Source organism: Paenibacillus sp. 05T425 (assembly GCF_056396205.1).
Genome location: NZ_JBFTLA010000008.1, coordinates 236,711 through 256,491, shown reverse-complemented (window position 1 = coordinate 256,491; position 19,781 = coordinate 236,711). Strand labels below are relative to the sequence as shown.

19 protein-coding genes are annotated in these 19,781 nt (G+C 50.2%); 12 read left to right on the top strand and 7 right to left on the bottom strand.

Going from position 1 to position 19,781, the window contains the following annotated elements:
* The first annotated feature begins 170 nt into the window (after positions 1-170).
* The 3 genes from AC1DF0_RS20130 (at position 171) to pduL (ending at position 3,439) form a co-directional block, all read left to right on the top strand.
* Positions 171-1,928, top strand: a complete 1,758-nt coding sequence (locus tag AC1DF0_RS20130; protein ID WP_475820590.1) for a 2-oxoacid:acceptor oxidoreductase subunit alpha — start codon at positions 171-173, stop codon at positions 1,926-1,928.
* Entirely contained in the window at positions 1,906-2,772 is an 867-nt protein-coding gene (locus tag AC1DF0_RS20125; protein WP_477575108.1) for a 2-oxoacid:ferredoxin oxidoreductase subunit beta, read from the top strand. The genes AC1DF0_RS20130 and AC1DF0_RS20125 overlap by 23 nt, the downstream gene beginning before the upstream one ends.
* 94 nt (positions 2,773-2,866) lie before the next feature.
* Positions 2,867-3,439, top strand: a complete 573-nt coding sequence (gene pduL / locus AC1DF0_RS20120; protein ID WP_477575138.1) for a phosphate propanoyltransferase — start codon at positions 2,867-2,869, stop codon at positions 3,437-3,439.
* Between the two features lie 326 nt (positions 3,440-3,765).
* Here pduL and AC1DF0_RS20115 read toward each other — a convergent pair whose 3' ends face one another.
* Positions 3,766-5,259: an MDR family MFS transporter gene (locus AC1DF0_RS20115; protein ID WP_477575107.1), complete on the bottom strand. Its 1,494-nt coding sequence runs from the start codon at positions 5,257-5,259 to the stop codon at positions 3,766-3,768.
* Between the two features lie 191 nt (positions 5,260-5,450).
* Between AC1DF0_RS20115 and AC1DF0_RS20110 the strand changes: the two genes are divergently transcribed.
* The 4 genes from AC1DF0_RS20110 to AC1DF0_RS20095 all read left to right on the top strand — a co-directional run bounded on the left by AC1DF0_RS20110 (position 5,451) and on the right by AC1DF0_RS20095 (position 8,671).
* Positions 5,451-6,053: a TetR/AcrR family transcriptional regulator gene (locus tag AC1DF0_RS20110; protein WP_442050879.1), complete on the top strand. Its 603-nt coding sequence runs from the start codon at positions 5,451-5,453 to the stop codon at positions 6,051-6,053.
* Between the two features lie 122 nt (positions 6,054-6,175).
* Complete coding sequence (miaB, locus tag AC1DF0_RS20105) at positions 6,176-7,768, top strand: tRNA (N6-isopentenyl adenosine(37)-C2)-methylthiotransferase MiaB (RefSeq protein WP_442050878.1); 1,593 nt, start codon at positions 6,176-6,178, stop codon at positions 7,766-7,768.
* Positions 7,769-7,791: 23 nt separating this feature from the next.
* Positions 7,792-8,301 carry a YlbF/YmcA family competence regulator gene (locus AC1DF0_RS20100; protein ID WP_477575106.1) on the top strand — a complete coding sequence of 170 codons (510 nt, stop codon included), beginning with the start codon at positions 7,792-7,794 and terminating at the stop codon, positions 8,299-8,301.
* 151 nt (positions 8,302-8,452) lie between these two features.
* Positions 8,453-8,671 carry a hypothetical protein gene (locus AC1DF0_RS20095; protein ID WP_442050876.1) on the top strand — a complete coding sequence of 73 codons (219 nt, stop codon included), beginning with the start codon at positions 8,453-8,455 and terminating at the stop codon, positions 8,669-8,671.
* A 90-nt stretch (positions 8,672-8,761) separates the two neighbouring features.
* Here the strand turns inward: AC1DF0_RS20095 and AC1DF0_RS20090 are convergent, their stop codons facing one another.
* The 3 genes from AC1DF0_RS20090 to AC1DF0_RS20080 are packed head-to-tail and all read right to left on the bottom strand — an operon-like array spanning position 8,762 to position 12,448.
* The gene (locus tag AC1DF0_RS20090) at positions 8,762-9,898 is read right to left on the bottom strand and encodes a Ger(x)C family spore germination protein (protein WP_477575105.1); all 1,137 of its coding nucleotides are present in this window, start codon (positions 9,896-9,898) and stop codon (positions 8,762-8,764) included.
* Positions 9,895-11,349 carry a spore germination protein gene (locus AC1DF0_RS20085; protein ID WP_442050874.1) on the bottom strand — a complete coding sequence of 485 codons (1,455 nt, stop codon included), beginning with the start codon at positions 11,347-11,349 and terminating at the stop codon, positions 9,895-9,897. The genes AC1DF0_RS20090 and AC1DF0_RS20085 overlap by 4 nt, the downstream gene beginning before the upstream one ends.
* On the bottom strand, positions 11,336-12,448 hold the full coding sequence (locus tag AC1DF0_RS20080; protein WP_442050873.1) for a GerAB/ArcD/ProY family transporter: 1,113 nt from the start codon (positions 12,446-12,448) through the stop codon (positions 11,336-11,338). The genes AC1DF0_RS20085 and AC1DF0_RS20080 overlap by 14 nt, the downstream gene beginning before the upstream one ends.
* A 112-nt stretch (positions 12,449-12,560) precedes the next feature.
* Between AC1DF0_RS20080 and AC1DF0_RS20075 the strand changes: the two genes are divergently transcribed.
* From AC1DF0_RS20075 to AC1DF0_RS20065, 3 genes are all read left to right on the top strand, one after another.
* Positions 12,561-12,791, top strand: a complete 231-nt coding sequence (locus AC1DF0_RS20075; RefSeq protein ID WP_442050872.1) for a hypothetical protein — start codon at positions 12,561-12,563, stop codon at positions 12,789-12,791.
* A 117-nt stretch (positions 12,792-12,908) separates the two neighbouring features.
* Positions 12,909-13,406 carry a sigma-70 family RNA polymerase sigma factor gene (locus AC1DF0_RS20070; protein ID WP_477575137.1) on the top strand — a complete coding sequence of 166 codons (498 nt, stop codon included), beginning with the start codon at positions 12,909-12,911 and terminating at the stop codon, positions 13,404-13,406.
* On the top strand, positions 13,396-14,568 hold the full coding sequence (locus AC1DF0_RS20065) for an anti-sigma factor (RefSeq protein WP_442050871.1): 1,173 nt from the start codon (positions 13,396-13,398) through the stop codon (positions 14,566-14,568). Before AC1DF0_RS20070 ends, AC1DF0_RS20065 begins: the two co-directional genes overlap by 11 nt.
* Before the next feature lie 118 nt (positions 14,569-14,686).
* On the opposite strand, the gene AC1DF0_RS20060 is transcribed toward AC1DF0_RS20065, so the two are convergent.
* Positions 14,687-15,310 (bottom strand): biotin transporter BioY, encoded by a 624-nt coding sequence (locus tag AC1DF0_RS20060; RefSeq protein ID WP_477575104.1) that lies wholly within the window; start codon positions 15,308-15,310, stop codon positions 14,687-14,689.
* 124 nt (positions 15,311-15,434) lie between these two features.
* Here AC1DF0_RS20060 and AC1DF0_RS20055 point away from each other — a divergent pair, with 124 nt between their 5' ends.
* Positions 15,435-16,280, top strand: coding sequence for an ATP-binding cassette domain-containing protein (locus AC1DF0_RS20055; protein ID WP_442050869.1), 846 nt, complete (start codon positions 15,435-15,437; stop codon positions 16,278-16,280).
* Positions 16,270-17,979 carry an ATP-binding cassette domain-containing protein gene (locus AC1DF0_RS20050; protein WP_477575103.1) on the top strand — a complete coding sequence of 570 codons (1,710 nt, stop codon included), beginning with the start codon at positions 16,270-16,272 and terminating at the stop codon, positions 17,977-17,979. Before AC1DF0_RS20055 ends, AC1DF0_RS20050 begins: the two co-directional genes overlap by 11 nt.
* On the opposite strand, the gene AC1DF0_RS20045 is transcribed toward AC1DF0_RS20050, so the two are convergent.
* The gene (locus tag AC1DF0_RS20045; protein ID WP_477575102.1) at positions 17,974-18,570 is read right to left on the bottom strand and encodes an HAD-IA family hydrolase; all 597 of its coding nucleotides are present in this window, start codon (positions 18,568-18,570) and stop codon (positions 17,974-17,976) included. The genes AC1DF0_RS20050 and AC1DF0_RS20045 overlap by 6 nt on opposite strands.
* Complete coding sequence (locus AC1DF0_RS20040; protein ID WP_477575101.1) at positions 18,567-19,778, bottom strand: MFS transporter; 1,212 nt, start codon at positions 19,776-19,778, stop codon at positions 18,567-18,569. Before AC1DF0_RS20040 ends, AC1DF0_RS20045 begins: the two co-directional genes overlap by 4 nt.
* Positions 19,779-19,781: the final 3 nt, after the last annotated feature.

The window sequence follows — 19,781 nt, the reverse complement described above, 5'->3', positions numbered from 1 at the left end:
TAGCTGTTGCCACCAAAGGACGGCGACAGCCGTTTACGCTTGGGCAAGCCGGATCCGTATTTTTCGATTTTACGATGGAATAAACATGATGTCGTCAGAGGGCGGCGACGATCGTTCACGCATGCCATTTTAGAACGTGCTGGAATGGCTACAAAGAGGAGATGGGCATTTTGATCAGTCAATTGTCTTGGAAGATCGGGGGCCAACAAGGGGAAGGCGTCGAAAGTACAGATCGGATCTTTTCCACGGCGCTCAATCGATTGGGCTATTATTTATACGGTTATCGCCATTTCTCTTCAAGGATTAAAGGCGGACATACGAACAACAAAATTCGCATTAGTACAACACCGATTCGCGCGATTTCGGACGACTTGGATATATTGGTTGCATTCGACCAAGAAAGCATCGACCTGAACGCGGTGGAGCTTCGTCCAGGCGGAGTTGTGGTAGCGGATGCAAAGTTCAAACCAACGATTCCGGAAGGTATCGATGCGAGATTATTCGCGGTGCCGATTACGGCGATGGCAGAGGAGCTTGGCACTTCCTTAATGAAGAACATGGTTGCTTCCGGCGCTTCATGGGCGCTGCTAGGCTTGCCGCTCGAAGTATTCAATAAAGCGGTTGAAGAGGAGTTCGGACGCAAGGGCGCAGCCATCGTCGAAAAAAATATTGAAGCGGTTAAGCGCGGTGCCGAGTTCGTTCTTGCGGAAGCTGGCGGACCGATAGATGCATTCAAGCTGGATGAAGCAGACGGCAAGCAAAAGCTGTTCATGATCGGTAATGAAGCGATTGGCCTAGGCTCGATTGCGGCAGGTTGCCGACTCATGTCGGCCTATCCGATTACACCGGCATCGGAAATTATGGAATATTTAATTAAGAAGCTGCCTAAGTTCGGCGGCACGGTCGTGCAAACGGAGGATGAGATCGCAGCGGTTACGATGGCGATCGGCGCCAACTATGCCGGCGTTCGCACAATGACGGCATCCGCTGGCCCTGGCCTTGCGCTTATGATGGAAGCAATCGGTCTTGCAGGAATGACAGAGACGCCGCTAGTCATTGTCAACACGCAGCGCGGCGGCCCGTCTACAGGTTTGCCGACGAAGCAAGAGCAATCCGACTTGAACGCGATGGTTTACGGAACGCACGGTGAAATTCCTAAGGTCGTTATTGCGCCAGCCTCGATCGAGGACTGCTTCTACGATACGATTGAAGCGTTCAACGTCGCTGAACAATATCAAGTGCCGGTCATTCTAATGACCGACCTTCAATTATCTTTAGGCAAGCAATCCTGTGAGCAGCTTGATTACAGCAAAATCGAAATCAAACGAGGAAAGCTTACCGTCGATACACCTGCACTCGAGGGACCAGAGCTGTTCAAGCGCTACGAGCTTACGGAAGACGGCGTCTCGCCGCGCGTCCTGCCAGGCGAGAAAGGCGGTTTGCACCATGTAACGGGCGTTGAGCATGATGAAGTCGGCCGTCCATCCGAGAGCGCGGTCAACCGCCGCAAGATGATGGATAAGCGCCTTAACAAGCTCAATAATATGTACATTCGTGATGCGATTCGCGTGGATGCTCCGCATCAATCGCCTGATCTGCTCATTATCGGCATGGGCTCGACAGGCGGCACAATTGATGAAGCTAGGATGTCGCTTGCGAGCGATAGCGTGACGACGAATCATATTACGATTCGCCAAATCCATCCGTTCCCAACGCAACTGCTGCTGCCGCACCTGCAAAGCGCGAAAAAAGTGGTCGTTATCGAGAACAATGCGACGGGACAGCTTGCATCACAAATAAAAATGCATGCCGGCTTCGCTGAGAAGATCGAGAGCCTGCTCAAATATGACGGCAATCCATTCCTGCCCGCACAGATTTACAAAGCCTGTAAGGAGCTGATCGAAGATGGCAACATTCAAAGAGTTTAGAAATAATGTTAAGCCGAACTGGTGTCCAGGCTGCGGCGACTTCTCGATCCAAGCTGCCATTCAGCGCGCTGCTGCCAATGTCGGATTGGAGCCGGAGGAGCTGGCTGTCATATCCGGTATCGGCTGCTCGGGACGTATATCCGGCTACATTAACGCTTACGGCTTCCATGGCATTCATGGCCGCGCGCTTCCAATTGCACAAGGCGTGAAGCTTGCTAACCGCGAGCTTACGGTAATTGCTTCTGGCGGTGACGGGGACGGCTTCGCAATCGGCATGGGCCATACCGTTCATGCGATTCGCCGTAACTTGAACGTCACCTATATTGTAATGGACAACCAAATCTACGGTTTGACCAAAGGTCAAACGTCGCCGCGAAGCGCGGAAGGGTTCAAAACAAAATCGACGCCTGAGGGCTCGATTGAAACGACGCTTTCACCGCTTGAGATTGCTATGTCAGCCGGCGCTACATTCGTCGCGCAGTCGTTCTCCAGCGATCTGAAGCAGTTGACGAGCTTGATCGAGCAAGGCATTAAACATGAAGGCTTCTCGCTAATCAACGTATTCAGCCCATGCGTAACGTTCAACAAAATCAACACCTACGACTGGTTCAAAGAAAATATCGTTAATCTGGAGCAATTCCCGGAATACGATCCGTCGAATCGTGTTGCAGCGATGAATAAGATTATGGAAACGAACGGTATGCTAACCGGTCTTATCTATCAGAATACGACTCGCAAGTCGTACGAAGATATGATTACAGGCTTTAAGCGGGAAGCGTTGGCGAAACAAGATATGATGATTACGCAGGATGAGTTCCAAAAGCTTGTCTCAGAATTTAAATAAATGGTATGATGAGCATACGGTCTGCGGGCCGTATGCTTATTTTTTGCAATAAAAACGTATCTAATTATTAAAGATCAGGGAGTGTGACGATATGATACATAAGCTAGTGCCAATCGGCGTATCTGCCAGACATATCCACCTATCCGAGGAGCATGTCGAAGCATTGTTCGGCTCTGGATATACATTAACGGAAATGAAGCCATTGTCTCAGCCAGGTCAGTATGCGGCCAATGAAACGGTTGCTGTGATAGGACCGAAGGGACAATTCGAGAAGGTGCGTATTCTCGGGCCGGTAAGAAAGCGGACGCAGCTTGAAGTATCGCGCACAGACGCCTTCGCCTTAGGCGTAAAGCCTCCAGTCCGCGAGTCGGGAGATATTGCCGGATCAGCAGGCATCAAGCTTCAAGGGCCTGCAGGAGAAGTGACGATTGAAGAAGGCGTTATCGTAGCAGCCAGACATATTCACTTCCATTCGAGCGATGCGGAACGCTGGAATATCGAGGACAAGCAGAGGCTGCGCGTTCGTGTCGGCGGTGATCGAGGCGTCGTATTCGAAAACGTCATTGCCCGCGTATCGGATGATTTCGCCCTCGATTTGCATATCGATACCGATGAAGCCAATGCCGCTGGCATTGCTAACGGCGATAGCGGGGAAATCATCGAATAGATTTCTGTCATAGAAATGTACTAGCCATTTGAATGGATTTCTTACAATCTAAAGGCTAGATAAGAGATGATAACAGAGTTTGCTTGGATCTTGTGCACTCAAATGAACCGTGGAAGGCTGCTTAAGGCTAAAATGCTGGATTTGACTGTATGTTTTCCAATCAAACGTCACTTATTAAGCGATTTGGCTTCAGTAGCCTGTACGTAATACAGGTAAAACATAATACATCTAAGAGATGTTGCTGTAGCCATACCATACCTAAGTTATAAGAAAAGAAGCTGCTTCCCGCGCGAGCGGAGAGCAGCTTCTTCTGTTTTTAAATGTATTTAGTGACCCATCATCATCGTTACATCTGGTTTATCACTTGGATTCTCGCCCGCTTGCAGCTTCGGCTTGCGAAGCAGGATGGAGAACAGAATGCCAAGGATGCCGATGCAGCCTAAGACGAGGAATGTATCCGCATAAGCGGAGTAGAATACATCCGGTCCTGGATTCGAAGCCAAATGATGCTCTGCACGGCTCGCAAGCAGTGTGGAAAGTCCGGCCACAGCGAACGAGGTCATAACTTGTTGAGCAGCAGCCGTCAGCGACGTAACGCGGCTAACCAGCTCCTTCGGAGCGGATTGGATGATATGCGTATTAAGCGGCATCATCGATAAGCCCATGCCAGCACCGATCAAAGCAAGCGGAATCATCAGCGTGATTAGAGTCGTGTCAGCCGATAATTGCGTGAGTAAAAATGTAGCGATCGTAATGATAATCAAACCGGAAAATACAACAGGACGTGCGCCGAGCTTGTCGTAGAGCTTACCGCCGATTGGCATGAATAAGCCCGCTGCGAGCGCCTGAGGAAGCAGAATAAGGCCGGTCGTGAAGGCGGAATATTCTTTGACCACTTGCAGATAGACCGGAATAAGGAAGATCGTACCGAACAAAGCAATCTGTACAATCCATTGAAGCACGACTCCGCGTGTAAAGTTGCTTGATTTGAATACCCGCAGCTCAAGCAGCGGTTCACTGCGTCTAAGCTCTACGGTGATGAAAATAATAAGCGCGATTACGCCTACGATAATGCCGATAAGCGCCTCAGGCGAGGTCCAGCCGCTGCCAGCGCCGCCTTCTCCGCCGCCAGCCGAGCTAACGCCGTACGCAAGAGAGGCGAAGGCGAGCGGTGCGAAGATCATGCCTAAGTAGTCAAGCGCCGGAACTTTCTGACGTTCAATGCGAGGCAATGTACGAAGTCCGATAATGACAGCAATGATACCGATCGGCAGATTAATCAGGAAGATCCAATGCCATGTAGCATAATCAACGAGCCAGCCTGCAACGACCGGACCAAGAGCAGGAGCGAGCAGCATCGGGATACCGATCATGCCCATAACAGCACCTTGCTTGCCCGGAGGGCTAAGTCTGTAAGTAAAGGCCATTGCGATTGGCGCTACCATACCGCCGCCGAGACCTTGAATAATGCGGAACACGATAAGCTGCTCTGCCGTTGTAGCGAGTGCGCATAAAGCGGAACCGAGCGTGAACATGATGATTGACAGCAGGAAAATCTGTTTCGCGCCGAAGCGGTCAGACAGCCAGCCTGCCAGTGGGATAACGGCTGATTGGGCAAGCGCGTATCCGGTAATGGTCCATTGAACGAGCGTCATGGAGCTTTGGAAGTCGTCCATAAGCCCTTTCAGAGCAACGTTCATTGCCGTGCCGTCCAATATAACCATGAACATGCCGACAATAATAGCGAGCAGGGGAGCGATAATACTCTTCATCGAGAATTCAGCGCCATCCTGCTGCGGCTTGATTGAAGCTGAAGCCATTATTATTTCCTCCTATCCTTCTATTGCGGTATGCCGGTTCTCCATGCGTTGACCTGCAACCATGTACAGGATACAATGAGAACGACTACTGCATTTATATAGCGGACAATTGTCCGCACTATAGAATCATAATGAGGATAGTATTAATTGTCAATCCTTTAACGGTAAAATAATTGAAGGAGAAATGTGCAATGACGGCAGCAGACAGCGGCAGAACAAAACAAGAGTTGAGCGCAGCAATTCTGCAGACGGCCCATCACTTGTTTAACGTGCACGGAGTTGAATGCGTCAGCATGCATCAAATCGCCAAATCAGCAGGAATCGGACAAGGCACGCTTTATCGGCGTTATGCCAACAAAGGCGACTTGTGCATGGATGTGATGAAGGACAGCTTCGAGCGTTTCAGTGAAGATATTGAACAGCAATTAAAAACAATGGTAGATCGTACCGTGCAGGATCGATTATATAACGTCGTGTGCAACGTTATTCAATTCCTGGAAACGAAATCGCGGTTTCTCGGCGTTATGCATGCTTCTCAATTAAACGACGTGCAGAAAACCGATTTTTTCGAGTCGCCGCCTTATCATTTTATCCATGGCGCTATTTGCAGCCTGTTGAAGGAAGCGGCCGAGCATGAACTCGCGTATTCCATTGATCCAAGTTATGTGGCGCATTCCTACATATCGGTGATGTCGCCGCATACTCACATGCATCTTCGAACGAGATGCGGATATTCGCTGGCCGAAGTGCAAGAGCAATTTCGACTTACGCATATAGCTCCGTTGTTCAAATAGAGCATCTTAGCGCTATAATCCATCGGCAAGGCATGGATATATGTACCGCTAACTGGTATAATACTGAATTGGACTATATGTGCCGGAAACAATTTATGCATCTATAAGGAAGTGAGAAGGCCTTGGCTGCCGATCGTACTCAAGAGGACAAGAACAAGAGTAATGTCCAAACGAAGGACTACTCCAAGTATTTTGATTTCAGCGATGCGAAAGTGATCGATCAAGATGATAGCTCAACTACTTACCGGATCAAAGGTAGAATTATAAACATAAATTCGGCGCCCAGCCACAAGGACGAGAAGAAGCGCGGCAAAGAGGACATCGAGGTTCATTACGATTTCTCCATTCCTGAAGAGCTGCGGACACTTGGCTTAGGCAAGCATTATTTGATCCAGACGTACGGTTGCCAAATGAACGAGCATGACACCGAGGTTATGAAGGGCATGTTCGAGCAGATGGGCTACACGGCAACGGAGGATCGACAGCAGGCTGATGTCATACTGCTCAATACTTGTGCGATCCGCGAAAATGCGGAGGATAAAGTGTTCGGCGAGCTCGGACACTTGAAGACGTTGAAGCTGGAGAAGCCCGATCTGCTGCTCGGCGTATGCGGATGCATGTCGCAGGAGGAGTCGGTCGTCGGTCGAATTTTGCAAAAGCATGCGTTTGTCGATATGATATTCGGAACGCATAATATTCATCGATTGCCGCATTTGCTGCAGAACGCATATTTCAGTAAAGAAATGGTCGTCGAGGTATGGTCCAAAGAAGGCGACATTATAGAGAATATGCCGAAGAAGCGGGAAGGCATGCGCGCTTGGGTTAATATTATGTACGGCTGCGACAAGTTCTGTACGTATTGCATCGTTCCCTACACACGCGGCAAGGAACGCAGCAGAAGGCCAGAGGATGTTATCGCCGAGATGCGCGAGCTTGCTAGGCAAGGCTTCAAGGAGATTACGCTGCTTGGCCAAAATGTGAATGCATACGGCAAAGACTTCGAAGACATCAACTACCGCTTTGGCGATCTGATGCAGGATATGTCCAAGATTGACATTCCGCGTATTCGGTTCATGACAAGCCATCCTCGCGACTTTGACGATCATTTGATCGAGGTGCTTGCGGGTCGCGGCAACTTAGTCGAGCATATCCATCTGCCTGTTCAGTCCGGCAGTACGGAGACGTTGAAGCGAATGAGCCGCAAGTACACGCGCGAGGCATACTTGGAGCTGGTCGGCAAAATTAAGCGGGCGATACCGGACGTTTCACTGACGACCGATATTATAGTCGGTTTCCCTGGCGAGACGGACGAGCAGTTCGATGATACATTATCGCTAGTGGAAGAGGTAGGCTTCGACTCCGCTTACACATTCCTTTATTCACCGCGTGAAGGGACGCCTGCTGCCGTGATGGAGGACAATGTTCCTCTTGCCGTTAAGAAGGAGCGATTGCAGCGGCTGAATGCGCTTCTCGGAGCGATATTCCGTGAGAAGAACGAGCAGCTTCTCGGACAGATCGTAGAAGTGCTGGTCGAAGGCGAGAGCAAAAATAATGCAAACGTCCTATCAGGACGCACCCGCACGAATAAGCTCGTTCACTTGGAAGGGCCGAAGGAATGGATCGGACAGTTCATTCATGCGAAAGTAACGGATGCGCAAACCTGGTATATCAAGGCTGAAGCGCTTGAAACACATACACAAGAAGCAGTTAGTTAATGACGATACAGGAGAGATGTTAAATGGCAAACCAACAGACAGCGGCAAACAAAACGGATCAGCACGGTCACGATCATCATCATGAGCACGGCGAGTTCTGCAGCAATCATGAGATTCCGTCGTTCAATACTCGCGACCTCATCGTGAAAGAAGATATTATGGCCAAAGCGAAAGAGCTGGCAAACGTCATCTATACTTCGGAGGAAGTGCAGCATTACCGTCGCGCCGAGAAGCAAATTAATAATAATGAGCGCGTTCAGGTTCTCATTAATCAGATCAAGAAGAAGCAGAAGGAAGTTGTCGCGTTTGAGACGACGTTCAAAAACGCTGATATGGTGAAGAAGATCGAAGCCGAGATGGAGACGTTGCAGGATGAGCTGGACGGCATTCCGATCGTAACCGAATTCCAACAAAGCCAAACGGATATCAACTACTTGCTGCAGCTCGTCGTATCGATTATCCGCGATACCGTTTCGGAGAAAATCAATGTAGAGGATGCTTCACCGGCTGAAGATCCAGAGGAATGCATGTAAGACTAGTTGTGAATGTGAATTGGAGAAACCCTCGTGTAATGGCGTTGGGTTTCTTTTTTGTTTAGCGACTAGCTGTTTTGGGCAGGGTTGAATATCGAAAAATAGGGGCGTATACTGGGTAGATATCAGATCGGGAAGGGAGAGATGGGATATGACGGTTGGTAAAATGCTGCGTAATGTTTTTTTGGGTCTTATATTTGGTGTATTAGCAATTGGACTTATGCCTTTTTTGATCGTTTTTAATTGGGCGGAAATGCTCAATCTAGCCGAGATCGAAACCTCGCCGCTCCTTATGCTTTTGGGTCGTTTTATCGGGCCAGCCAAGCGTAGCGTCAATTCAGACGATCTTAAGCAACGATCCGATCAATAACCGATTTCGTTTTGTCTATTCATTTCATACATGACCCGGAGAAGTAGCCTTATTGAAGGCTCTTCTGCCGGATCTTTTTTTATGCATCCATTACATCAAGAAGTTCGAATGATCGATTCTCGTATGGACTTGAACTTCGAAATCGGCCAATCCGTAACGATTCTCCATCCAGTCGGATTTCATTGCTTTCCACTGCTTCGGATTACTGCGGTGAATTCGTTCGCCAATGCCTAGCAAGTCGACTTTCTGTTTCTGCGTGTATTGAAAGAATTTCCGGATGTCTTGCTCGATAATGGTATTGAGCTGGCCTTCCCACACATGGATCGTATCCGGCGTTATATCCATTCCTTTGCAGGTTAGATTAGTAATGGTCAAATCGGCATTAATCGTGATCGATACGCGCGATTCCAAACTCGCATTAATGTTAACGTTCGTTTTTGCTTTGCTCATTATATTTTCTAACGTGACATGCCCGCCGTCATCGCAAGTAATGCTTTCGATTGTGCCTTCCATCAGATTGCTTGCTCGAAGATAGGCTTTCGTTAAGGACGGCGACAGCTTGCCTGACAGTCGATCGCCGTGAAACGCATACATACCCGACGCTTTCAAAATGGATTTATCTTCATCAGCTGCTTGAATAGTCGGATAAATAAGCGGAATCGCTATATCCTTAAATTCGTTCGTGTAGTCCCGATAAGCCATTAGAAGCGTTGTTTTCGAGGTTTGACCGGTAGATTTGCCGCCTTCGACCAACCCTTGAAACACTTGCGAATTAATGGTCGCGCTTGGAGATGACAATTGCAAAATCTCAAACGCGTTCCCTTCCGTTATAAATAACAAAGCCGTATTGCGGAATTGGCGCAAGCGGCGGATGGCTTCGATCTGCGGCATAATGCCTTGCTCGGCGATCGCCTTGCTAAACAAGATGCTGGATGCATGCCCCCAAAGAAGCATTCGGTCCGATTTATTTCTCATTTGGCGAGCCGCTTCGAACAGGCTTTCACCTTCTTGCGACAAATAAAATTTATCGTTTTGCATGCCTTTCGGTTGTTGTCCGCTTGGCGTTATTTTAGAAATTTCAGCGGTCAGTTTTATGTTATGTTTATTCCCCTTATCGATCGCGAGGGAATGCACGATATGAATTTCGTTCAGCTCCACGCTGCCCACGCAGCCGGCAGTTGACAGGCTGATAAGGGCAAGAATAAGGAACGCGCAGACTCTGCTCATTTTTTTGCCCCGTTTCTGTAACGAAGACGACGTAAGGGGTGAAATAGAGTTGGACGTTTACTGTTGAAAGTACTYGGCCTTCGGATCGCGATATCTCCGAGTAATTCGAAATCGAAAGGAGCCGCCGGTGACAAGTAAGGCACGCCGAACGATCGCAAAGAGGACAAATACGTCATGAGCATAATAACCCCGGCTACGATGCCGACATAACCCATTAATGAAGCCAGCAGCGTCATTCCGAATTGAATCATTCGGATGACATAGTTGATTGCAGTGGACGGAAGCGTGAACGTAGCTATGCCGGTAAGCGCAGCGACAATAACCATAATAGGAGATACGATACCCGCTTGCACAGCGGCTTGGCCAAGGATTAAGGCGCCGACAATGCTGACAGCTTGGCCTACCTGCTTAGGCATCCGAACGCCTGCTTCGCGCATGATTTCGAAGGCGATCATCATCGAGAAACTTTCGACAACGGCAGGAAAAGGAACCGGTTCCTTCGCGGAAGCGATGCTCTGGAGAAGGGGCGTCGGCACAAGCTCATGGTGAAACGTTACAGTAGCGACATAAAAACCAGGCAACAGCATGCCAATGATCGCACACAGCAGCCGCATGATGCGGATGCTTGAACCGATGTAATAATTCCAAGCATAATCTTCGCTTACTTGGAACGCTTGCAGGAAAACGAACGGCAGCATCATCACGAAAGGAGAGCCCTGCACAACAATTGCGATCCGGCCTTCAAGCAAGCCTCCGACGACTCTATCCGGTCTTTCGGTTGACTCGATCAATGGCAGCAATGTTCCTTGGTTATCGACGATCCACTCTTCAATTGTATTGTCTCCCGGGACGAGGTCTCCCGGAATTTCATCGAGCCGCCGATGCACCTCCTTCAGCAGAGAAGGGTTTGTCACGCCTCCTATCGATACGACGGCCAAACCTAATTTCGTAATGATCCCGGTAGAGCGGTATTCGACCATCAGATCGGGAGAAGGGCAATGATAACGGATTAAGGCGAGGTTGTTGCGAAATGATTCGGTAAAGCCGCTGCGCGACCCTTTGACCGAAGCTTCGCTAACGGGCTCTTCCACATTGCGGAGTTGTACATCAAGCGTGTCATAGGCAATGCCAAGCTGTTTGTTGTGAAACAAGAGTACGGTCCGTCCCAGAGCCAATTCCGTTGCTGCCTCCGCAATTTTATGCAGCTTGTATTTGCTTGACAACATCCGTTGCAGCGACGAAGAGTTGCGGTCGGATATGGACAACTCAAGTTCACGAAGCTTCGTTTCGTCGGCAAGCCCCCTCAAATAACAGACGGTAATGTCATCTTGTCCTTCTTTGACGGCTTGAAAGTCAATAATGACCAAGTCTTCCGTATGTCGCATTTTCTCTGTCAGCCATTTTTTGTTTATATCCGGGGACGAAGACAACAATTGATCATCCGCTTCCATATGGTCTATCCTCCGATGACGTTTGGTGTTTAATTGCCGCCCCGACGAGCAGCAGTACAGGGAGCGCGAGCTGGAAAAGTACAAAATACCATGCTTGCTTGTCGTAAAAGCTGCTCATCTCGATCAAGCCCCACACTTTATACTTCGAGCTGATAACGATACCTATCGCCATCGGTATAATGAACAACCGTGGGTTGCTAAGTCTGAAGCATTCGGTCAACGCTTGTAAGGACGACCAAAAATAAACGGTTATTTTCAAGAACGAACTCATGACCCAAATGGCGATCAAAATGGCGTCAAGTCTTTCAATATTTCGGAACAATTGAATGTTTTGAATCAGGCTGATGATGGGATACGTAAAGCTGCTCGTCGCCTTCCCCCCGAATACGACACTGCAGCCAATGACTGCCATCATCAGAAAGATGCCGGAAATAACTACTCCGGCAACCGCGTATTGAACGGTCTGTTTTGAACGTTTCACGTGATTCAAAACCATGGATATGAACATAAGATCGCCAAACCAAGAGACGACCACGATTGTACCATTCAGCGGTTGCATAAAGCCGTTCTCCAGCACCGGTAGCAAATAGTCAAAGTGGTACTCTTTGATCAACAGCAAATAAATGACTAGAAAGGTTATGATCGTGATCAAAAAAATCATAAACGCGACTCTTGAAATGACCTCCAATCCATGAAAGACGGCATAGGCACACATGATTATGCCAATGAGGAGATACCAATTTTGCGGAATCATCGGGTTCAAGGCAATGACGAAAAACTGGGCGAACTCTCGAAGCACCCAAGACGACACATCCATAAAGTAAAGGATGAAAATAACCGCCAATAGTCCGCCTCCCGGGCGTCCGAGCACATGCGTGCAAATAGCTATAAGGCTTTTGTCTGGGTACAGCTTATTCAGTTGCAGGAAGACCAGCAGGTTCAATGCTCCGCCCAAGATGCCGATAAGGACTAAAAACCATGCATCTCGGTCCGCATAATGCGATAAGGAAGACGGCGCATAAAGACTGGAAGTACCTACGGTGGAAATGACGATTAATGCCATTAATTGTTGGTTCGATATCATCATGCGATGCATCATAGTTAATAATTTCCTCTCTTTAATAAACTAAGTCTGTCCCTGAAGCTGTAAATTATTCGCATGCCTAACGGCATAATAGGGGCATAATGGAAAGACGAAGGAGGGAACTCGAATGAAAGGATATTGGATAGCGATGATTATCATTGCAGCTTGGTTTATTGCGCTGCTCCGCTATTTGCCCGGTAATGAGAATTACATAAGCGAAGCCAGATTTCCATGGACCTTCGTCTATATTGACGCCCTTACTTTTATCCCTCCAATGGTTTTGTTAGTAGTGGCAGACGTTCTATACCGGAGAAAACAGAAACAAAATCATGTAGGTTCAAGTGAGAATAGAGATTGAAACAACCGCATCTTGAGGATGCGGTTGTTTTTTTTCATGCTAAGTGTAACTTTTTGGGAGCTGATGCGTGTATAGGATGTCAGCGGCGGAAGGGAGGCGGCGAAACCGAACAATCAACTGGACGAACTTTACAAGCAATATATGCAGGATGTTCATCGTTACTTGTTATATCTCACTGGCGACCATTACGCGGCCGAGGACTTGCTGCAAGAGACGTTCTACCGCGCTTACCTATATCTAGAAAGCTACGATGGCGAAAGGGTGAAGCCCTGGCTGCTGCGCGTTGCTCACAACGCTTTCATTGATTACAAGCGTAAGGAAAAGCGAAGCAAGCCATTTGCATCTATCTTCTTCCGAAACATACGTGCGCCGGCCAAGCACTCGCCGGAGTCTGTTCTGCTGAGACGCGAAGAGCTTGGCGAGCTTGGTCTAGCCGTCGCCAGCTTACCCGAGAATCAGAGACAAGCGGTGCTGCTCTATGATTACCAAGGCTTGAGCTATCAGGATGCAGCGGACATTATGGAAATAGGATTAGCTAATTTCAAAGTGCTGCTCTTCAGAGCGAGGCAGYAGCTTCGCAAGCTGCGCGAGAGGGGAGAAGACGATGAGCGGTGATTTCAAACAGCAATTGAAAGCGTATAGAGAAGGGAAGCTAAGCCAGGAGGAGCGGGAAGAGCTTGAAGCGGAGTTAGCAAAGATGGAGCTTTATCAATCGCATCTCGATGAGCTGCTCGAAGAGGAACAGCGGGATACGATAAGCGAAGTTGGTTCGATGCAGTTAAATCCGAAACGGGCGAAAGAGCTTATGCGCCGAGGCAAATGGCGTGCAAGGTCTTGGAGCATTGGCGGCGTAATCGGGATAGTGCTTGCAGCTATGATCGTTAATTCGATTTTGACTTCGATTTATTACGGCTTAGGGAAACCGGAAAAACGTAATTTGTATGCCGATGTTATTGAATCGGCGATAGCCGTGACTAGTCCTAATATGAGAATAAGCCTAAACAGCAATCCCGCCTCTGTGTTAGGCATTAAGTATTTTGGCGACTTGGTGAAGCAAGTAGGCGACGAGCGTGTCTACATGGGCGATCTGAATACAACAATGTTTCTTGGGTGGCCGAGGTTAATTGATCAAAACGATAACAAAAATTCGTCAAACCGTTATACCCCCTTTTATTTGCCAGACGAAAGTTACGAAGAAAATGGTACTCCCGGCTCTTCAAAGCTAAGTTCGTTGCCGGAGGGAACGGTCGCGGAAGTGTATGTTTCTTTTGATCGGATGTATTCAACGGATGAAGCGTTAAAGTTGTTCGAAGGCAAGGATATGGAACCGGTGTGGCTTGCTGTGTATACAGGTGAAGCGGGAGAGGAAGGGACTGCTGCGGTGAGACATCCCGTTGGCTTCCCTACGATGCCTATGTGGCATGAAGAAGACGGTTACACGACGGTATATGAAGAGAGAAAAGTATTGTGGTGGACAGTCGGCAGCGGATCGACAACCTCTTATCCTGGTGTAGAAACATACGGAAGCGGAGATGTTCGGAATGAGAATTTCGTCAATACGCTTCGTTTGCTGAGCAAAAATAAGACGATTACGAATTATTATACGCACTTCTTTGATGCGGATCAGGTGCTTGATTATGTCGAAGAGAACGGGGTTACCATATATGGAATGGTCGTTACTGGCCCAACGAAGGAATTGCTCAAGTTGAAGGACGCGCCGTTCGTTCGCTATTTGCATGTTGGGGAAGCAAGGTTATGGAACTGGGATGAGCGGTAGTAACATGTTATTCCATACAATGTCTGTAATAAGAAAAAGCTGTCTGATCATTAAGATCCAATAGGATCGAAGAATGATCAGACAGCTTGTTTTTTTTGAAGCTTGCGATGCCATTTCGTTACGGCGATACMGTCTTCGTATAAGTATCACGGGTTGAACCAGTTGACGAGCGAATATAGGCAATGTAAGGTGTTAAGGAGATAGCTAGCACGGCACCCAATGCGGACTTAAGGGCGTCACCGATAATGAACGGGTAGAAACCGCCTGTCATCGCTTTCGCAAAGTTCCAATTGAGCACATGCATAAGCCAAGGAATACCCGGCAAATACGTTAGCAGCGAGCTGAACAATTCAAATGCAAGGAATAAGGCAATGAACAATACGATTTTGTTGCGCTTGAATGTTTCGTTGCTTAGCGCCCACCTAACGGCGAGGCTGATAAGCAGCGCGCAAAATGGAAATGCAATGATAAAGCCGCCGGTGTGGCCAAGCAAATACGAGATGCCGCCCTTGCCATTAAATAGCGGTAAACCGATGGCGGTTAACAAGATGACGGTGAAGATGCTTAAGAAGGCGTTGCGCGGTGTAAGGAACAGTCCGGCTAGCAATACGCCGAACGTCTGAAGCGTAATCGGAACTGGAGAGAAGCTGAGCCTTATCGATAACGAATTCATAACAATGAATAACGCGGCGAATAAGGCGGTAAATACAAGCGCTCTTATATTATTGGTTTGGACAGGCATAACTTCGGATCGACTCCTTTATGTAGTTGCTTTTTAACTGTTAACCAACTATATTTGATTTGTGGTTAACAATTCGGATTGTAGCACAATGATTTGGTTTGGGGAAGAGGTTGGGTGAAAAAAATTGAATTTCATTTCTGAAGTAGAGTTGTCGGGCGTTACGGTTCGTCCGATCGCATTCGTTGAAAGGCAACAACCAATAGAGCCGATATTAAAGCAGGTTGATTTACATATACGTTCAGGCGAGTGGATTACTTTAGTAGGGCGCAACGGAAGCGGAAAGAGCACGCTTGCCAAGGTCATCACTGGCGGAAGAGTCGATGGGTTATCAGGAAACGTTAAGCGTTCTGATCCTGAGAGTCGATTAGTGCCGATCGTCATGCAGCAGCCCGAAGCGGCAATGGTCGGCGCTACGCCATGGGAAGATGTTGTTCTTATGTTGGAGCAGAATGAGGCTGAGGAGCAAGCTATAGCAGCTTTAGCCGAGCAGGCGCTTCAAGCCGTAGGCTTAGGCGATAGGTTGCATCAGCCGATCAGCACTTTGTCGGGCGGACAGAAGCAGCTCGTCGCCATTGCCGGCTGTCTCGCGGTCTTTTCGCCGCTGCTTGTGCTGGATGAAGCTACTTCGATGCTTGATCCTGAAGCGGCCGCCTTCGTATTAAAGCAAGCGAGAGCGATCCATAGCAAAGGGACGACCGTCATCTGGATTACGCAGAAGCTTGACGAGCTGGATGAAGGGGATCGTATCGTTGCCATGCAGGATGGCGGTATCGCGTTTGATGGAAGCGCATCGAATTGGTATAGAAGAGAAGACGGGCATGAAGGAGACAGCGTATGTGAGAGTCTTGGCTTTGATGCGCCTTATACGGTTCAGCTTGCATGGGAGATGGAGAGGTTAGGTTTGTCGCTTGATCCATTTCCGATCGTGCCGGCGATGCTGGCGAAGGCGGTGAGCGGTTATGGGGGCTGATTGGCGACTTAAGGATGTATCGGTCGTTACAGATGGACCAGAGCGAAAGACGCTGTTGAAGCAAACTAATATACGGTTCGAAGCTGGCAAGATTACGCTGCTCGTCGGACGCAATGGAGCGGGAAAGTCGACGCTGCTGGAGACGCTGGCGGGACTGCGAGAGGCGCGTAATGGCGAAATTATGCTCGGTGATGAGCCTTTATGGATCAAGAAGGGGCGGCGAAGGAAATTAAACGCCTCGGTATCGCTGCGTTTCGGCCTGTCGATGCAGCATTCCGAGTCGCAGTGGTTTCTGTCCACGGTGCGCGGCGAACTGCTTTATTCGATGAAGCCGTACAAGGTATCGGCGGAAGTTGCGGAGCGAAGGATCGAGCGGGCGATGGCGTCAGCGGGTCTTGACGCCGAGCTGTTAACGCGCGATCCTTGGACGCTCAGCGGCGGACAGCAGCGACGTCTGTCGCTCGCCTGCTTGCTGGCGTGCGAGCCGGAATGGCTGCTGCTGGACGAGCCGACGGCGGGTCTTGACGCCGTCGGCATTCGCAGCCTGTGCGCGGTGCTGGAAGCGCACAGGGCTGCAGGGCGCGGAGCGGTCGTGGTGACACACGACCTCGACGCGCTGCTGCCGCTCGCGGATGCGGTTGCCGTCATCGAAGACGGCAACGTCCGCGAAGCGGCACCCGCTGCGGCGGCGCATGCGCACGCCGCAGCTGCGCCGGAGGCGCTGCGCGCGCTAGCCGCGCTGCGCGAGGCGGCGGCTCTGCCGCCGCAAGAGCCTGCGGCGCCCGCGCGGAGCGGCGGGGCGCCATGGCCGTCGCCGCGCGAAGCAGCCGCGGCGGCGGCAGAGCAGCTGGCGCGCCGCAATGGCGGGCGCGCCCCGCAACCGTCAGCGGCGGCATCCGCGCCGCMCGCCGTCAGCCCCGCCGCTGCCGCGGCCACAGCGGCGGACGCCCCTAAGGGGCGTCCGCCGCGCGCGGATACATTCGATCCGCGCGCGCTCGTCGCGGCTTATCTGCTGCTCGCAGCCAGCCTGCTCGCCCAACAAAGCTTGGCCGCGCTTGCGCTTGCGGCCTGCGTGACGGCGCTGCTGCTCGTGCCTTTCCGGCAGCATATCTACCGGTGGGCAGGCGTCATTCGCGCCTATGCGTACTTTATCGTCATTATCGGCGTCATAAGCGGCATCCAATTCCGCCCGCTTGCCTTTCTATGGAGCAGTGCGGAGCCGACCGTGCTGAGACTATGCCAATTGCTCGTCGTAATGATGCTTGGCATGCCGATGCTGCAATTAGTAACCCCGCTGCGTCTGCAACGATCCATTCAGCAGACCTTCGGATGGATGTCGCGCCTGCGCATCCCGATTCATTCCTTTGCTTTGCTCGTTACGTTGATTTTTAGGTTCATACCGCTGCTGGCAGGGGAATGGGAGAGGTTTGCGAAGCTTGCTCATGCGAGAGGGAAGGCGGTAACGCCGCTGCGCAGCGTTCCAATTAAGATGCTGTATTCCGTCATTATTCCATATATTCGATCGATTGTACGACTAGCGGAGCAGATGGCCGATGCATTAGAAGCACGCGGATTTGGTCACGCTCGCAAGAAGCCGACGTACGGATTCCGGCTGCGATTCGGCAAGCCTGATTACGTACTGCTTGCCGCAACGCTCGCCGCTAGCGCCATACAACTAATAATCGCCGCCTCCTTATAGGAGAGCGGCGATTTTGTTGATCCATTGTCCATCGTGATCGGCAAGCAACGTCCGCCAGCCATGCTGCTCCGCCTGCTTCAGATTGGCGGGATGATCGTCTACGAATAGAATGGAGGCGTCCGGCCCCAGCAGACTATTGACATGGATGAAGATGTTGTCGCTAGGCTTCTTCATGCCGACATCGCTTGAGACCGTAACCGTGGAGAAATGATGGCGGACAGGCTCAAGAATCGGCTTCACCCAATCTGCAACATGATTGCTTAGAATGTGGATGTCGGCCTTATCGCTCCAATCTGCAACCTTATCCAAAGCAGGAAGCGCAGTCAGACTCTCCGCCAAATAATGCTGAGCCTTTCCGGTATCAATGGAAGGGAGCTGCACTTGCAGCCACTCCCAGAAATCCGTCTCTGTAAGCTGCCCAGTCCATAGCAGCTTCGATATTTGCTGTTTGTAATCCGCATATAAACGGTCGACCGCCATCTCGGCGGCCTCGGCGAGCATATGCCAAAACGTTGGCGATAAATTCGTAGCGAGCACGCCGCCAATATCAAGCACTAGCTGTGTTCGCTTCTCGCTAACAGCACCTGTCATAAGCTGATGCCCCCAGAAGAAGAAGGTTTTGCTTTTCGTGCGCTTGCTCGTTCCATAGAAGACCAAAGCCATACGAGCAGAGCTGCCGCAGCGCCCAACATCGCTCCGAATACGAAGCCGCTGTCGAGTCCCCAGCTCTCATTAAGCCATCCGGCAAGGAATGGTCCGGAGAACATGCCGATCGCATACAGCGCTTGATACAAGCCCATTGCCGTTGCGCGCCCAGGCAGCTCGACATCCCGTATAGATAGAGCGAGCAGCAGCGGAAGATGAAGCCCTTGGGCAAAGCCGTTAAACGCTTGTGTAATGACGAGCATTTCATACGATTGGAAGAAGGCCATCGAAGCGGTGCATAACGAGCTAACGGTAAAGCCGAGCCCGATTGTTCCCCAATAGCCGAATCGTTTAACGAACCAGGAAGCCGTCAGCGAAGAAGCTATCGCATGAGGAAGCATGAAGGCGAATACGAGCAGCGTCAGCAGCGAGCCGTTCGCGCCGAGCTGTTCTGCCTTAAGCGGCGTAAAGCCGAACATCGTGATGAACAGCACGCCATGCGCTAATATCGAAAGTATCGACACCTGAAGGAGCAGCTTCGTGCGAATAACATTTTTGACCATTGCGAAGGACATCGCAGGTCGGCTGTCTGCAGCAAGCTTTGGTTCCTTAAGCGAGAATGCAAGCGCAAGACCAATTGCGGATAGGATGGCGCCTGTAATGAAAGGGGCATTGTCGCCAAGGCCATCGTTCAACCAGCCGCTTAGCACCATGCCGAGCATCTGTCCGGATACGATCATGACGCTTATATTGCCCATCGCCCGGCCTGTCTGGCCTGCTCCGAAATAGCTTGCATATAAGACGGTGAAAGCAACCCAGGTCGACGCGCAGACTCCTGCCATCATACGGCCCGCAAGCGGCCATGCCCATATTCCTGGAACAATGAAGAGCAGACAGCTGATGCAGGAGGTAATCATGCCGAGCAAGACGAATGGTTTGCGCTTGCCCCATTTGTCCGACATAATCCCAAGCGGGAAGCGGCCAAGCATCTGCACGAAGCCATAGCTGCCAAGAACGATGCCGATCATTTGGAGCGACAGCCCGCGACCGCTTAAGTAAGGGGTAAGAATGGGTACGTAGGTGTACATGGATGTCCAATACAGAATGGTAACAATGGTAAACAACAGTTTTTGTGAGCGATCATTTACTGGCATAGG